This is a genomic window from Kitasatospora sp. NPDC032150 (assembly GCF_055579945.1).
Genome location: NZ_JBVIMH010000014.1, coordinates 104767 through 119776 on the forward strand (window position 1 = coordinate 104767; position 15010 = coordinate 119776).

Annotated in this window: 14 protein-coding genes and 4 pseudogenes; 11 read left to right on the forward strand and 7 right to left on the reverse strand. The window is 70.7% G+C overall.

Annotated features, from left to right (window positions below):
• Positions 1-127 precede the first annotated feature (127 nt).
• A complete protein-coding gene (locus ACZ5ON_RS18435; RefSeq protein WP_465593176.1) occupies positions 128-1327 on the forward strand; it encodes an alpha/beta hydrolase family protein in 1200 nt (399 codons plus the stop codon).
• A gap of 7 nt (positions 1328-1334) precedes the next feature.
• On the opposite strand, the gene ACZ5ON_RS18440 is transcribed toward ACZ5ON_RS18435, so the two are convergent.
• Both ACZ5ON_RS18440 and ACZ5ON_RS18445 read right to left on the reverse strand, forming a co-directional pair.
• Complete coding sequence (locus tag ACZ5ON_RS18440; RefSeq protein ID WP_465593179.1) at positions 1335-1901, reverse strand: hypothetical protein; 567 nt, start codon at positions 1899-1901, stop codon at positions 1335-1337.
• A gap of 1 nt (position 1902) precedes the next feature.
• Positions 1903-2157, reverse strand: coding sequence for a hypothetical protein (locus tag ACZ5ON_RS18445; protein ID WP_465593182.1), 255 nt, complete (start codon positions 2155-2157; stop codon positions 1903-1905).
• 357 nt (positions 2158-2514) lie between these two features.
• Between ACZ5ON_RS18445 and ACZ5ON_RS18450 the strand changes: the two genes are divergently transcribed.
• From ACZ5ON_RS18450 to ACZ5ON_RS18475, 6 genes and pseudogenes are all read left to right on the forward strand, one after another.
• Positions 2515-3516 carry a radical SAM protein gene (locus tag ACZ5ON_RS18450; RefSeq protein ID WP_465593185.1) on the forward strand — a complete coding sequence of 334 codons (1002 nt, stop codon included), beginning with the start codon at positions 2515-2517 and terminating at the stop codon, positions 3514-3516.
• Positions 3513-4130, forward strand: coding sequence for an HAD family hydrolase (locus tag ACZ5ON_RS18455; RefSeq protein ID WP_465593188.1), 618 nt, complete (start codon positions 3513-3515; stop codon positions 4128-4130). Before ACZ5ON_RS18450 ends, ACZ5ON_RS18455 begins: the two co-directional genes overlap by 4 nt.
• On the forward strand, positions 4121-4909 hold the full coding sequence (locus tag ACZ5ON_RS18460) for a GNAT family N-acetyltransferase (protein ID WP_465593191.1): 789 nt from the start codon (positions 4121-4123) through the stop codon (positions 4907-4909). Before ACZ5ON_RS18455 ends, ACZ5ON_RS18460 begins: the two co-directional genes overlap by 10 nt.
• Before the next feature lie 59 nt (positions 4910-4968).
• Positions 4969-5337: pseudogene (locus ACZ5ON_RS18465) on the forward strand (M20/M25/M40 family metallo-hydrolase); the annotation flags it as partial.
• 839 nt (positions 5338-6176) lie between these two features.
• Entirely contained in the window at positions 6177-6563 is a 387-nt protein-coding gene (locus ACZ5ON_RS18470; RefSeq protein ID WP_465593194.1) for a hypothetical protein, read from the forward strand.
• Complete coding sequence (locus ACZ5ON_RS18475) at positions 6452-7270, forward strand: hypothetical protein (RefSeq protein ID WP_465593197.1); 819 nt, start codon at positions 6452-6454, stop codon at positions 7268-7270. The genes ACZ5ON_RS18470 and ACZ5ON_RS18475 overlap by 112 nt, the downstream gene beginning before the upstream one ends.
• A gap of 335 nt (positions 7271-7605) precedes the next feature.
• On the opposite strand, the gene ACZ5ON_RS18480 is transcribed toward ACZ5ON_RS18475, so the two are convergent.
• Positions 7606-8529 (reverse strand): alpha/beta hydrolase, encoded by a 924-nt coding sequence (locus ACZ5ON_RS18480; RefSeq protein WP_465593200.1) that lies wholly within the window; start codon positions 8527-8529, stop codon positions 7606-7608.
• A gap of 43 nt (positions 8530-8572) precedes the next feature.
• Between ACZ5ON_RS18480 and ACZ5ON_RS18485 the strand changes: the two genes are divergently transcribed.
• Together ACZ5ON_RS18485 and ACZ5ON_RS18490 are read left to right on the forward strand one after the other, a co-directional pair.
• On the forward strand, positions 8573-9049 hold the full coding sequence (locus ACZ5ON_RS18485; protein ID WP_465593203.1) for a MarR family winged helix-turn-helix transcriptional regulator: 477 nt from the start codon (positions 8573-8575) through the stop codon (positions 9047-9049).
• 325 nt (positions 9050-9374) lie between these two features.
• Entirely contained in the window at positions 9375-9734 is a 360-nt protein-coding gene (locus tag ACZ5ON_RS18490) for a hypothetical protein (protein ID WP_465593206.1), read from the forward strand.
• On the opposite strand, the pseudogene ACZ5ON_RS18495 reads toward ACZ5ON_RS18490, so the two are convergent.
• Together ACZ5ON_RS18495 and ACZ5ON_RS18500 are read right to left on the reverse strand one after the other, a co-directional pair.
• A pseudogene (locus ACZ5ON_RS18495) lies at positions 9710-9916 on the reverse strand (integrase core domain-containing protein); the annotation flags it as partial. The gene ACZ5ON_RS18490 and the pseudogene ACZ5ON_RS18495 sit on opposite strands and share 25 nt — an antisense overlap.
• A 422-nt stretch (positions 9917-10338) precedes the next feature.
• Complete coding sequence (locus ACZ5ON_RS18500; protein WP_465593209.1) at positions 10339-10914, reverse strand: hypothetical protein; 576 nt, start codon at positions 10912-10914, stop codon at positions 10339-10341.
• A gap of 295 nt (positions 10915-11209) precedes the next feature.
• On the opposite strand from ACZ5ON_RS18500, the pseudogene ACZ5ON_RS18505 reads away from it, so the two are divergent.
• Together ACZ5ON_RS18505 and ACZ5ON_RS18510 are read left to right on the forward strand one after the other, a co-directional pair.
• Positions 11210-11317, forward strand: a pseudogene (locus tag ACZ5ON_RS18505) (transposase); the annotation flags it as partial.
• A 133-nt stretch (positions 11318-11450) separates the two neighbouring features.
• Positions 11451-11924, forward strand: a pseudogene (locus tag ACZ5ON_RS18510) (transposase); the annotation flags it as partial.
• On the opposite strand, the gene ACZ5ON_RS18515 reads toward ACZ5ON_RS18510, so the two are convergent.
• Entirely contained in the window at positions 11884-14037 is a 2154-nt protein-coding gene (locus tag ACZ5ON_RS18515) for a SpoIIE family protein phosphatase (protein ID WP_465593212.1), read from the reverse strand. The pseudogene ACZ5ON_RS18510 and the gene ACZ5ON_RS18515 overlap by 41 nt on opposite strands.
• Before the next feature lie 643 nt (positions 14038-14680).
• Entirely contained in the window at positions 14681-14908 is a 228-nt protein-coding gene (locus ACZ5ON_RS18520; RefSeq protein WP_465593215.1) for a hypothetical protein, read from the reverse strand.
• Positions 14909-15010: the final 102 nt, after the last annotated feature.

Here is a 15010-nt window from a genome sequence, read left to right on the forward strand (position 1 = left end):
AACCCCGCGCCGCACGACATACTCCCGGCGGATGACGCCGGTACCTCGCCGGGGCTACGAACGACACCGGAACGTTTGCATCCACGGGCTGATTCGACACGGAGCTGCGGAACCTAGCGTCGGTCCCATGAAACGCAATCGCCGTATCAGCGCCGTCGCGGCGCTGGCGCTCGCCGCCCTCGTCACCGGAACCGGCGCCGGGTTCGCCGCCACGACCACACCGGTGGCCACGCACGCGTCCGACACCGCACCGGCCACGGCCACCGCGCCCACGCGGTCCTTCCAAGGCACGCTCCCCGCGCCGACCGGCCCCTACGCCGCCGGCGAGGACGTCATCCACCTCACCGACGTGAGCCGTCCCGACCCGTGGGTGCCGTCATCCGGCCCCCGCCAACTGACCGTCACGATGGTCTACCCCGCCGTCCCCGGGACCGGGACCCCGGCCCCTTACATGACCCTCGCCGAGGCAGCCGGAGTCATCCAGCACGGGAAGATACCGGCGAGCTCCGGCGTCACCCCGCAGAACCTTTCCAGCGTCACCACTCACGCCTTCGACGGCGCGCGGCCGCAACGCGGCAAGCATCCGCTGGTGATCCTCTCACCCGCGTCCGAGGACCCGCGCATGGTGCTCACCTCGCTCGCGACCGACCTGGCCAGTCACGGCTACGTCGTCGCGCTCGTCGGCCACACCTACGAGGACAGCGGCGAGACGCTGGCGAACGGCCAGACGCCGCCGTGCGCGATCTGCGACCACCCGGAAACGCTCGACTTCGACTCCGTCGCCGCCAGCCGCGCGCTGGACGTGTCCTTCGTGATCGACCAGTTGACGCACGGCAATAGCGCGTGGCGCCTGGCACACCTCATCGACAAGCACGAGATCGGCATGGCCGGACACTCCATCGGCGGAGCGGCGGCCGCCACCACGATGATCGCCGACCCGCGAGTACGGGCCGGAGTGAACATGGACGGCACCTTCCACCCGGCCCCGATGCCCGGCCAGATCAACCGGCCGTTCCTCATGCTGGGTAGGGCCGACGGCCACACGCCCGGCAGCGGCGACGGCATCGTATGGGGGCGGACCTGGGCCGCCCTCGGCGGCTACAAGAAGTGGCTGACGGTCACCGGCGCCGACCACTTCAGCTTCTCCGACCTGGACCTGCTTCACAAGCAGGCCGGGTTCCCGACGCCGCCCCTCTCCCCGGAACGCGGGGTGATGATCACCCGCGAGTACGTGACAGCGTTCTTCGACCAGACGCTGAAGGGGATCCACAGTCCGCTGCTGGACGGCCCCTCGCCGAAAAATCCGGAAGTAGTCTTCCAGCACTAGCTAGGGGCTAGCAGCGAGGCCTGCTCGTATCGGGTTCCTCGGCGTTGTCGCTTTCCTGTCGCCTCGGGGTCGCTGCTGACGTGATGGACGTCACCGTCCCCAGGGATGCGTTAGGCAGCAGCCGCGTGACCGCTTGGGCGGGGGCCTGCGCCCGTGTTACGCACTGGGCACGTAGACGTTCGATCTCCAGGTGCTGAGCGGCGAGCCGGGAGAGGGCCACCTGTCGGAATGCCATGAGTTCCTTGAGCTGCTTCTCCTGGGCTTGGAGGCGCTGGGCCAGGACGGCGCTGGCGTCCTTCAAGCGGGCAATCTGGGAGTCTCGCGGGTCCGGGGTCCCTCCTGCGCCCTGCATCGCCTTGAGTCGGCGAGTGAACCCTGCGGCGAGGTGCTGGTAGGGACCCGGTCTGGTGGTGCCGTCGGGGTTCTTCTTCGGGTAGAAGGCGGTACGGGTGACGCCGGCTTCGGCAGCCAGGGTCTCGAAATCGCACCGGCCGCCCTCTGGTACCTCGCCGTCCATGGCCGAGCAGATCGCGTGCTCGTTGCGGGAGCGGGTCTGTTCGGTGATCCGGGCCATCTCACACCCCGTTCTTGTCGGCGGTGTCGATGGCTTCCAGGACGCGCATATCGCGGTCGAGTTCCTGCTGCAGTCGGGTCTTCTCCACTCGCTGGCTGCGGCCGATCGCGGCGATGAACGCCTTCTTGTTCTCGGCGCTGGCGGCCCAGACCGGCCGGTGGCAGGCGTGGTGGGTGGCCTGCGGGCAGCGCGCGGCGTCGCACATCCCCACCAGGGGCCGGTCGGCGGCCGGCGTGCCGGCCAGCTTGATAGGCACAGGGCCTTGGCGGGGTCGGCGAACCAGCGGTAGTTCGCGGTGCCCAGATGCAGGGTCTTCGCGCGCCGGGCCAGGAGGTTCAGTACCTCCTGGTCTCCGCGCTTGGTGGCCGGCGCTCCGGGTTCAGCGCTGTCGCTGATGCTGCTCACCCGGATCTGCTGCTCGCCGTCGCGCACGAGCAGGTAGGTCCGGCTGATGTGGCCGTACTGGTCGGCGGGGGAGGGGACGCACAGCAGTTGTGCGCGCCGCCGGGCAGCTCGCACGTCGCGGTGCCGTCGGCCGACCCGACCCAGTTGGCGGCCTCGGTGAGGCTGCCGCCGCTGCGGTCGAGACCGTGGGCGTGGGTGGCCGCGCGGTGTGCGGCGTCGGCGGCGACCTCCTCGGCGAGCTGCTCCCTCGACGGCGCCGGAACGGGCGCAGCGGCGGCGGGGGCGTAGCCGTAGGCGGGGACGCCGAGGAGGTGAGCTCCTGGCGCTCCGTGACAACGGGGTCAACCGGATCAACGTCGGCGTGGAGAGCCTGGACGACCGGGTGCTGAAGATCATGGCCCGCCGGCACGGTTCCGAGATGACGCTGCGCAGCCTGGAGAACATCCGCCGGGCCGGGTTCGACAACGTCAACGTCGACCTCATCTACGCGCTGCCCGGACAGTCACCCGCCTCCTGGGTGCGGACCATGCGCGAGATCTGCCGCTGGGAACTGGAGTCGGTCAGTGTCTACCGGCTGCGCCGCCATCCGATGAAGCGCATCTCGAAGCTGGAGCAGGAGCTCTACCCGAGCTATCAGGACGGCCTGCGGATGCAGCTCGCCCACGGCCTGGTCATGGCGGACGGCGGCTATCTGCGAGTGCAGAGCCACAAGTACGCGCGGCGGCGGGACACCATCCAGCAGCAGACCGAGCGCAAGCGCGGTGTCGAACAGACCCAGCTGCTGAGCGCCGGCTGCGGAGCCTACGGCTTCCTCAACTCGACCTTCTACTGGAACACCAAGTCGCTGGGGGAGTGGGGCGAGGCGGTGCGGGCCGGCCGGCAGCCGACCTGGATCGGCCAGACCCTCGACCGCGACGAGCTGATGCGCAAGACCCTCGCGCTAGGTGTGCACACCAGCTCCGGAATCCCGCGGGAGTCCTTCGCGCAGAAGTTCGGCATCGATCCGCTCGACGTCTTCGGCACGGAGATCGCCACAGCGGCCGACCTCGGTCTCTTCGAGGTGACCGCCGAGGCGATCCGCCCCACCGAGCTCGGCTACTTCTTCGGCGACGAGCTGAGCGTGAGCTTCTACTCGCCCCGCGTCCGGGCGCAACTCGACGCGATCGGCATGAAGTACGGCATGTTCTTCGAGCAGGATCGGTACGCATGACAGCACATTCGACCGTCGAGGTCGTCGCATTCGATGCCATGGGCGTGCTCTACCGCAGCGCCGACGATGTCCGGGACCTTCTCGTCCCCTATGCCCGCAGCAAGGGAAGCGGCCTGACGCACCGCCGGATCGAGGAGTTGTACACCGAGGCCAGCCTCGGCTGGCTGACCTCGGAGCAGCTCTGGCAGTGCCTCGGTGCCCCGACCGCCGTGGACGAGGAGTACTGCCTCAGCCACGAGCTCACCCCGGGCGTGCCGCAGCTGCTGGAACGGCTGGCGGCGGCCGGCCTGCGGCTGGCCTGCCTGAGCAACGACGTCGCCGAGTGGTCGGTGCTGCTGCGCCGCCGCTTCGGACTCGAGCGGTACATCCGCACCTGGGTGATCAGCGGGGAGATCGGGGTGCGCAAGCCGCATCCGGACGGGTACGCCGCGCTGTGCCGCGCGGTCGGGGCCGCACCCGACCGGGTGCTGTTCGTCGACGACCGCCCGGCCAACGTCGCGGCGGCGCGCGAGGCGGGCCTGCCCGCGGTCCAGTTCGGCGGCGCGGCGGCCGGGCCCTGGCCCGTCGCGCCCGACCTGGCGCGGCTGACGGAGGTGATCGAGGAATGGACCTGATCGTGCTACCGGTAGAGGAGCCGACTCCGGCGGCCCTGCGCGCCGCGGTGTCGGAGCTCTTCCACACCTGCTACCACCGGTACCACTATCTCGACGAGCTGGGCGGGGCGGACCGCCACCGGTTCCTGGCGGTGGCGGGCAACCGGGTGCTCGGCTACGCCACCGCGCGGATCGTCGCGGGCCACGGCGTGCTGGCCAATCTCCTGGTGCACCCGGACCGGTGCGGCACCGGCCTCGGCAGGGCACTGGAGGAGCTCCGCTGTGCGCACGTGCGCGCCCTGGGGGTTCCGCTGTACACCAGCTGCAGTTGCGAGGACGGCGTCAGCCAGCGGCTCAAGGAGGAACTCGGCCTGCGCCCCGTGGCGTTCAGGATCGGCTACCGCCGGGATGTGGTGCGGCCGGGCAGCCGGGGCTCCTCGGTGGTCTTCACCGACGCTCACCCCGCCGTGGGCGAGCCGGGACCACCCCGCCTCACCCAGGACACGGACCGCGACCTGCTGCGTTGGACCGGCGCCGAGCCGCTCGGCCAGCTTCCCTCCCTGCTGGGCCGCACGGACGGCTACGGCGAGATCCTCACCGGTGAGCGCGGCCGTGCCCGGCTCGCCGGGGAGCAGCGGGTCGGCTACGCGGGAGTGGATCTCGATCTCGCCACCGGCCGCTGGCTGCACTGCTTCCAACTGCGCACCGCCGCCTACTGGAAAGGGCTTGCCGAACGGCCGGTCGTGCTGCGGCTGCCCGAGGGCGTGCGGACGGTGCCGGCCGTGGAGAGTGCCGCATGAGCGCCGGTGCGGTGTTCGAGGAGTTGTCCCGGCTGGTGGCACTGGACACCGTGAGCCCCATGGACGGCGCCAGGTTCGCCCGTTGCCGGGCCGAACTCGCTCGCCACGGCTGCAGTGAGATCGCCCCCGGTCTGCTGGGGCGCGGTGATCCGGCCGCGCGGATCTGGCTCTACAGTCACGTGGACACCAAACCCCCGACACCACGGGAGGGCTGGGCCGCGGATCCGTTCGTGCTGCGGGACGAGACCGACCGTTGGACCGGACTCGGCATCTCCGATGCCAAGTTCCAGCTCCTCAACGCGCTCGCCGTCGCGGACCCCGAGCGGCACTTCGTCCTGGTCGACACCAGCGAGGAGTACGACGGCGACGGCGCGGCCGCGCGCTACCTGGCCGAGCACCGCCCGGACGTCCTGCTGATCTGCGACGGGGCCAGGACGGACCACGAGGTGTACGGCGGCCACGACGGCCAGGTGGACGCGGAGTTGCTGCTCGACACCGGCCGGCCGGTGCTGCATCCGGCACGCGGCGGTGGCGACGTCGGCACACGACTCCGGTACCTGCTGGCCGACATCGAGGAGTCCGGGCTACGCTTCACGCTCACCGGCCTCTCGGCACCGGCCACCGAGCGCTTCCTCAGCCTCCAGCAGGCGTCACTGCGCTTCGACATCCGCTACGGTCCCGCCGACGAACCGGCGGTGCGGGCCCTCCTGGAGAAGTGGCCGCATCTCATCCGGCAGTGGCTGCATCCGGTGGCCGGTACGGGGCCCGTGCCCGCGGGCGTCGGCGGCCCCGCCGCCAGTGACGGTGTTCCATCCGTCGCCCCGGACCAGGGCCCGGGCCACCGCGGCCGCGCTGGCGCTCCTGCCGGCGGCCCTCCCGCTGACCTCGGGGCACCCGCTGCTCACCTGCGCCGTGATGTACGCCTTCGTGCTCGTGCTGGGCCGCACCCGGCTGCCCTGGGCCGATCGGCTGCGGTACCGCCCGGTCGTCAAACTCACCATCCGGGTCGCGGTGTTCGCCCTGCCGCTGCCCATCCTGGGCTTCCCGTACGGGCACTGGTCCTGGGCGGCCGCGGCCGGAGCCTGCGTGGTCGGCGGCGTCGGTCTGGCGGCACAGGCACGCGAACTGCGGATCGCGCTCGACCGCCGGATCCTGCGGCTGCAACCGCACGACCGGGCGGACATGCGGCCGGCCGAGGTGATCTACTACGGCCTCGGGGGGGGCGGCCCAGGAGTACTTCTACCGAGGGGTGCTGCTCAACGCCCTGGTGCCGTACCTCGGATGGTGGTCGATCGCCGCCGCCGCGGTGCTCTTCCTCGGAGAGCATCTGGCCCAGCCGCGCGCGGTCGCGGTCTGGGACCTTCACGACGTCGTCTGGCAGCTGTCGATGAGCTGTCTGCTGGGTGCCGTGGTGCTCGCCACCGGCTCGCTGCCGGCGGTTCAGCTCGGCCACACCCCTACAACGCCCCCAACGTCCTGCGCACACTGCTGCGTCCCGGTCCGGCGGCAGTGCCGGCCATCCCCCGAGCCTAGGAGTCCCGCGTGTCCACAGCTGCCGTACCGGCCGGACTGCTCAACCGGTACATCGAGTTGGGGCGAGCGGCGGCCGGCATCCATCCGGGTGTCGAGGCCGCCTTCGTCAGCGGCTCACTGATCGAGGGCTTCGGCAACGACAGTTCGGACCTGGACGTGTTCGTGCTGACCGCGACCGATCCGGTCGCGGGCCGGGGCGACGCGGTACTGACGGTGCGCCAGGGAGACGCGCTGATCGAGATCGACTACCTGGAGGGCATCCGGACGGACACCGAGATCTGGTCGCTGTCGGCGGTCGCGGAGGCCGCCGACGCGATCGCGGGCTGCGACCCGGCGGACTGGCGGGCGGCGGTGGGCCTGCGGGCGGGCCACCTGGACTTCGCCCACCGGGTCCGGATCGGCGTGCCGGTGCTGGGTGAGCGGCACTTCGCCGAGGTGCGACGGCTCTTCGACTGGCAGCGGCTCGGCTCCGTCCTGGCCCAGCGCTTCCTGCAGGACTACAACGAGCACGCCGAGGACGCCACGGGTGCCGTCCACGCCGGCGACCCGGTCACCTCCGTGCTCAACTCCCGCTCCGCGCTGGGGGCGGCGGTGGACGCGCTGCTCGCCGCGCATGGCGAGACCAACGGCAAGGCCAAGTGGCGCGAGCACAAGCTGTGGCGGCACGGCGACAGGGAACTGGCCCGCCGGTACCGGGAGGCGGAGCTGGACGTGTCGGCGGCGGACGAGGACCTGCTGGCGGGCGCACGTCGCAGGCTCCGGCTGGCCGGCGAACTCGCGGCCCGGGCATCGGCCCGGCTCTTCGAGTCGAGCGGGGCGAGGGTGTGACGGCGACCAGCGCGCCGTCCGTACCCGCGGCCGTCCTGCCGAGGGGTTTCAGGCTGTTCTGGAGCGGCCAGGCCGTCTCGTTCGCGCTCAAGGGCCGCTGACGGCGTCATTGCGGCGGCCGGCTCGCCGGTGGTGTCGTGGCCGGCCCCGCGCACGACCGCTTCAAGGGCCGCTCCGAGCTCGGATCACTTGGGTCGGACCGCGGAGCCGCGAATCCTTCCGGCGAGCCGACCTCGTCGGACGGCCTCGTGATGCGCCTCAAGCCAGGCGGAGTGCAAGCGGGTGGTGGGCGCGACCAGTTCAGGTGCTCGGCGACGGTACCGCCGGGGCCGACCCTATTCCGCTGACGTGTGCGCCGTGCACCCAGCGCGAAGGCGCTGGGTGAGGAAGAGAGCCGCGCGGTCCAGTGCCTCGTCTGCCTCGTCCAGAATGCCGGCGAACGACTGGAACACATGCGGCACGTCGGCGGTGACATCCAGGATGACGTCCACTCCGACCGCCCTCGCACGCGCGGCAAGGCGCGTGGAGTCGTCCAGCAGGATCTCGTTGGTGCCCACCTGGATCAGCATGGGGGGGAAGCCGGTCAGGTCGGCGAGGACGGCCGGGCTGAGCAGGGGTTGGTGGGGGTCGGCTCCGGCGAGGTACATGGCCCCGGTGTGTTCCACGGCCTTTCGGGTGAAGATCGGGTCGATGCCTTCCTTGGTGTCCATGCTTTCGCCCGTGCGGGTGGCGTCGAGGCCCGGGGAGAACGCCACGATGGCGGCGGGCAGCGGGAGGCCCGCGTCACGGGCGGCGAGGCAGGTGGTGACGGTGAGGCCGCCGCCGGCGGAGTCGCCGGCGAACGCGATGGTCGAGGGGTCTATGCCGCTGTCGAGGAGTTCGCGGTAGGCGCTCAGGGTGTCTTCGATCGCGGCCGGGTACGGGTGCTCGGGGGCAAGCCGGTAGTCCAGCGAGTGCGCCCCGAAGCCGGTCTTGGCCACGAGGTGTCCCGTCAGCGACAGGGCGGTCTCGGGGGAGCCGAACACGAAGCCGCCGCCGTGGAAGTACAGGATCGTCCCGGCGCGGGGCCCGTGGTCCGGCTCGACATGCAGTGCGGGTCGGTTGCCGAGCGTCGTCTGCAAGGTGCGGATGTTGCCGGGCACGATCATCTGAGCCATCAGCGCCTTGAATCCAGCGCGCAGCTCCTCGACCGACCGGGGGCCCTCGGGCCGCGGCTGTCGCATCATCGCGTCGATCCGGGCGCGCTGTTCCTTGCTCATAGGTGTACTCCTGCCATAAGTAGCTTCCGCTACACTATATGCCATGGCATCTAAATCAAGTGGTGAGACGGTCGACCTCCCGGGCTTCTTCGCCGATCTGGTCCGATGCGAGACGCGTCTGTACAACGCCCTCAACGACCGTCTCCGTGAGCGGCACGGGATCGTCACCTCACAGTTCGAGTTCCTGTGCTACCTGCGCGACCACCCCGGATCTCGCGTGGCGGACCTCGCCGCCGAGTTCGCCGTTGGCGTCGGGGCGACCAGCAAGGGCGTCGACCGTCTGGAAAAGCAGGGATGGGTCGTCCGGCAGCCGAATCCGGCCGATCGCCGGTCCTCCCTGCTCGCCCTGACCGACGACGGCTCGCATCTCGTCGACGCGGCAGAGAGGACATTCACCCACGGACTCGCCGCGCTGATCGGAGACGCGCTCGACGGCTCCTCGGCCTCGGCCGCCGTCCGCGCCATCTCGAAGCTGCGCTCCGTGCTCGAACGCAACCAGATCGGCACACCCACAGGCTGACGGACATCACCTCGGTCCCGGGCGGGCGGCGGTACGGCCGAGCTCTACGCCCAGGACGCCTGCGGCCTGGCCCGCGGAAGACTGGTGAGCTCGCATGCTGATGTGTCGCGTATGCGTGGATGTCATCGGGCGACCGTGACCGTGCGTCAGTGAGCCTTCGTCATCTTCGAACGTGCTGGTCGGAGGGGCTGGCGTGGCGCTTCATGGGCGTGCTCGCGCTGATCGCAGGCGGAAGTCTTGGGTCTTGATCATCTGACGGGACGGGCCATGGCGGTTTCGCCGGTTCCTCCGCGCGGCCGACCCAGCGCCGCCTACCATCCGGTTCATGGTGGAGTCCGAGATCGCGGAACGGATCGCCGCGCGACGCGCGGAGCTGGACGAACTGGAAGACCAGCTGGTCAAGCAGCTGGAGGAGGTGCGGGCCGAGCGCGACGAACTCGCCGTCGCGGAACGGGTCTGGCAGCGGATGGCCGCGCAGCTCGCCGCGGACACGCCGGCGGCCGAGCCGCCGGCGGCGCAGGTCGCAGGTCGAGCGGTGCTGCTGGTCCCGCACCGTGGGCCCGGTGTGGACCAGGACGCGCTGCCGCCGGAGTACCAGAAGATCCTCGCCATCGTGCGCGACGCGGGCGGGGCGACCTCGACCAAGCAGGTCGGCGAGGTGCTGTGGCGACGGCGGGCGTTGTAGTAGGTCAGCCACCGGAAGATCTCCAGTCTTGCCTGGCTCATCGTCAAGAACAGCTTTCTGTACATCACCTCTCGCTTCAGTCCTTGCCACAGGCTCTCGGCCAAGGCATTGTCGTAGCTCGAGCCGACCCGGCCCATGCTCCTGCGGATCCCGTGCTGGTCGCAGACCTCGGCGAACGTACTTCGAGGGACGTCCCACGTGGATCTTCACCTTCCTGGACCAACGAGATCCATTCTCAGATGTGTCCACACCGCGGGGGTCACCTCAATGCACGGGCGCCCGCCGATGCCGGACCCGGTCGACGCCCGCGACCTCGCGGTCACCGCAGTGGCCGTCGCCAACACCCCCAAGGGCCTGCTGATCGCATCCGCCTGGGCCGACGGCCTGATTCCGCCTTCGCCGCTGGGGCACCACCGCCACGGAGATCGACCTCCGCCTGGGCCTGCCCGCCCGCAACCTCGCGATCACCCCGAACGGTCTCGTCTGCCTCGCCCACCCCGAGGGCGTTCTGGGCCTGGCCCTCGACTGACTATTGAATGCTCCTGGCGGTCCGGCGGCTTTTCGCACGGACCGCCAGGTTGAGGGATCGATGTCACGACCCTGCTCAGAGCAGCTGGGCGAAGAGCAGCAGGGCGACCAGTTCGCCGGAGGGGGCGCGGCCAGCCAGGCACAGTGCGGATTCGGCGCACACCGGGAAGGCGAGCGCCGAGCAGGGGCCGTCGGCCGCCGCGCCGACGGGTACGCAGATCGGCGCGCCCGCCGGGGAAGGGCGCAGTCGGGCCTGCAGGTCCTGGGCGAAGGCCTCCCGATCGCCGGTGCGGGCGGCACGCATCGCGTCGCTGTCCCACAGCAGGCCGAGGTCGGGGCCGAGCGGCTGGTAGTCCTCGATGACGTCCTCGTACTCGGCGGCGGCGACCACCTCGGGCGGGGCCAGCGGAAGCAGCAGCGCGGTGACAGTGCGGCTGCCGTCCCCGGAGGAGGTCACCCCCGCGAACACCGGGTGGGTCCCGTGCGGCACACCCGGGCAGGGTGAGAATTCGTGAGGGTCGGGACTGCTGAAGACCAGGGCTGAACGGGCGGTGATGTCGCCAGCGTGGCAGAACTCGTCCGGCGGCACGGTGGTGGAGGGCTGGTGTTCGGCCGCGAGCGCGCGCAGCACAGCCGGGTAATCCATAGTCATACCCCTGATCCTGCCAGTCCGGTCCGACAATCCGCCCGGATCAAGCAGGACGGGCGGCGCGACACGCAACAACTCATGCTCGCGCGGGACGGCCAGTGAAAGTGACGGTTGCGGGCTCCATCGCCGGCCAGAAGACCGAGCACGGCGTCCCGCACACGATCGCCTGCCGGGCTCTTGGGGTGCCCGAGTCCTGGTTCCACAAGTGGCGCCGCCGCCCGGCTGAGCCGACCGGGCGCGAGGTGCGGCGGGCTGAACTGACCGATCGGATGAGGCACTTCTTCGCCGCGTCCGTAACACGTACGGGTCGACGAGGATCACGCTCGACCTGTGGGCAGAGGGCTGGCAGGTCTCCGAAAACACCGTCGCCAAGATCATGGCCGAGCTCGGACTCCAGGGCCGCAGGCCCCCGCGTCGGCGCCGGTCGCTGCCCCGGCAGGGCAAGCGGAAGGCCGCCCGTGACCTGGTGCACCGTCACTTCGATGCCGTCTCGCCGAACGTGTTGTGGGTCGGTGACATGACCCGACACCGGCGAGGGCAAGCTCCACCTGGCCACCGTGACCGACCTGTTCTCCCGCCGTTTGCTCGGCTACGCGATGGGTGCTCACCACGACGCCGCCCTGGTCAGCGCCTCGCTCACGATGGCGGTGGCCACCGGGGGCGGCCAGGCGGACGGCGTGATCTTCCACTCGGACCGCGGCAGCGAATACAGCAGTGAGGCCTACGACAGCCTGCGCGACCGGCTCGGCGTCGTCCAGTCCATGGGGCGTGTTGGGTCGGCGCTCGACAACGCCGCGGCCGAGAGTAGCGGAGAGCTCCACGGTTACAGGGGATTGACAGTATCAGGATCCACTGCGAGACCAACGCCCTTGGTCATACCTGGTCGAAGCGGGCCAAGCGGAAGGCGCTTGCAAAACTGGGGGAGATCGCCCGTGCCCGCCGCCGAGGAGGGGAGGCATCCATGCCGGCTGGTCAGCTGGCGACCAGGTCGGTGTCGTGCAGGGTGCAGTTGACGCGCAGGAGAAGGAGGGCGGTGTCGTCGGCGTGACTGCCCGAGGGCGTGGCCTGGTCGAGCAGGGCGTCTGCGATGCCGTCCAGGAGGTCTCCGGCCTGCGAGAGCGTGGCGGTGAGTTTGGCGATGTTGGTGTCGAGGTCGGTACCGGGGGTCTCGATGAGTCCGTCGGTGTAGAGGGCGAGCACGGTGCCGGGAGGCAGGGCGACCTCGGTGGTGGGGTAGGCCGCTGCGGGATCGACGCCCAGCAGGGGCCCTGGCAGCAGGGGGACGATGTGGGTGTGCGTATCGGGGTGGCGGAGGAAGGGCGGGTGGTGTCCGGCGGTGGCCAGGTGGGCGCTGTGGTGGGAGAGGTCGAGGTGCGCGTACAGGCAGCTGGTGAGCAGGTCGGGGTCGAGGTCGGTGAGCAGCCGGTTGGTGCGGGCGAGGACTTCGCCGGGGGTGGCGCCGGCGATGGCGTAGGCGTGGACGGCGGTTCGGACCTGGCCCATCAACCCCGCGGCGCTGACGTTGTGGCCTTGTACGTCGCCGATGACGGCGGCGGCTTCGGTGGTTGTCAGGCGTATGAGGTCGTAGAAGTCGCCGCCGATGTCCATGCCGTGGCTGGCGGGTAGGTAGCGGGCGGCCACGTCCAGGCCGGGGATCGCCGGGAGGGTTTGGGGTAGCAGGCGGTCCTGGAGTCCATGGGCGAGCTGGTGTTCGGCGTCGTACTGCCGTGCCCGGTCCAGGGCTTGGGTGATCAGGGCAGCGAGGGTGATGAGGATGGTGCGCTCGTCCGGGGTGAAGGAGTGTGGGCGTTCGTAGCCGAGCACACAGATGCCGATGGGGTGCCCGGAGGCGATGAGGGGCAGCAGAGCCCATGCGGCCATGCCGTCGTCGATGTCGGCGCCTGCCGGACAGGCGGCGCGGCGTTCCTCCCGGGAGGCGAAGAACGACGGCACCCCGGTGGTCAACCCCGGCACGAACGGGATGTGCCAGGGCAGCGGTTGGTGGTCGAGGTGGTCCACGAACTCGGGGTGAAAGCCCCGATGGCCGATGACCTGGAGCCGGCCGGCCTCGGGGACCAGCAGTAGGAAAGCCTGGGCCCGGAAGGAGAGCAGGAGGTGGTCGGCGACCAGGTCGACCACGTCGCGTACGGTCGCCGCTTCGGTCAGCGCGCCGGCCAGGTGGACCAGGTGGTGCGTGGCCTCCAGTCGGGCGGATCCGGCCATTGGTTCGGTGCCTCCCGCATGCGGCACCTTGGGGGAGTGTCTGCCGCAGGTCGGACTGATGCGCACGCTCAGGCCGGTGCGGTCCGGGTGGAGCTCGAAGTGCAGGTGGGTGTCGGGGGGCCGCAGCGCCGTGAACGAGGTCGGCAGCTGGCTGATGACCGCGTCCCGGTGGTGGTGCTGGTAGATCGGATCGTTCAGCCACGGCACCGCGTCCCACAGGCGGGCGCCCAGCAGGTGCGGGACGCTCTCGCCCAGCAGGTCGGCCGCGGTGGGCTCGACGAAGGTGATCCTCCCACGTGGGTCGAGGGAGCATCCGCCTTCGGGGAGCCGGGTGGCGAACTGCGTCGCGGCGTCACCCCGTGCCGGGCTTGTGAGGGGGACGAAACGGGGCCGGTGTCCGGAGTCGGATCCCGGCTGGAGTCGCTGCCCGGTGTCGGCGGCGTGCTGGAGCAGCGTGGCGATGCGGTCGCCGGCCGACGTGATCGCGCGGCGCTCGCCGGCCGTGAGTTCGGACGACCGTTTCGAGGACATCATCAGGGCCAGGGCGCCCCACACCGCGCTTCCGCCGGCGATCGGCGCGACGGCGCTGGCGCGCGAGTACGGAAGGAGCAGGGCGACTTTCGGATAGCGGCGCGCGAGGTCTTCCCCGGAGCTCACCCACACCAGGTGACGTTCGCGTACCGCCTCGATGACGGGATCGGGGGCCGCGGTGGTCAGACGTACGTGCCGCAGCGGTCTGAGGAACTCCGGCGGTACTCCCGCGATCGCTTCCAGGGTCAGGATCTCGCCGTCGGGCTCCAGGAGCACGATCGCCCCCGCAGACGCGCCAAGACTCTCCACAGCGCGGCTCAGCGTCCGGTCCAGCAGATCCTGAACGGTAACTGGTCCTTTGCCATCTGCCATCGGCGGTGTCCACTCCGCGAAGTACGTTCGCGTGCATCTCCATGCTACGGGCGCGCCGATGGCCTCGCCCGGACCGTTCGAGGGTGACGGAGAAGTGGCTGGTGGCCGTCACAGGCGCAGGGATGGGGGTATTCATCGCTGAGGATCTCTGCGGCGAGCAGCCCGCCGATGACCGGCCCGAGCGCGATCCCGCTGTGGGTAACGGACTCGTAGTAGCCCCGCACAGAGACCGGAGCGACCCGCATGACCTCACTCGATCCGAGCATTCAGGCCATGGTCGAAGGCCGCCGCGCTGACACCGGTCGACGCCGCCAGCGCGTGACCGCCGCCCTGGCGGCGGCCGGGAAGGACGGTTCGGAGGTCAGCGTCGCCGCGATCGCACGCCGCGCGGGCGCACCTTCCTCTGCCGCCACCGCGACCTCCTTACCCAGATCCACGCCCAGGCCGCCGAACCGCCCACCATCCCCGGCGGCCGCGGCCCGCGGTCAGCCGGGCCTCCCTGCAGGCCGCCTCCTGGCCGCCGACGCCCGCACCGCCCGCCTCGCTGCCCAAGTCCGCCGCCTCGAACAGCGCCTCAGCGAAACGCTCGGCGAGCAGGTCTGGCGAGAGGTGGGTATCGGCGTGCCCGACGACACCGAACAGCTCAAGGCCCGGATTCGAACAGCAGGTCGTCGACCTGGAGCTCAAATTTCAGGAGCAGGCCGACGACCTCGCCGCCGCCAGGGCGGCCACCCGCGAGCTCATCGGCCGGCTCAGGGTCGGCGATTCGTCTCAGCCGGTCGCGGTCCGGAACACCGTCACCGCCGTCCGGGTCGTTGCAGATCAGGTCCCAGAACGCCTCGTCCACGGCTTGGGTGGTCTGCGCGGTCATGGCGCACACCTCGCGGCTGACTGGGGTGGGGGGGGGGGGGGGGGGGGGGGGGGGGGGGAGGGGGAGAGAAAACGCCTTTTTTTTTTTTTTTGGTTTGTACTG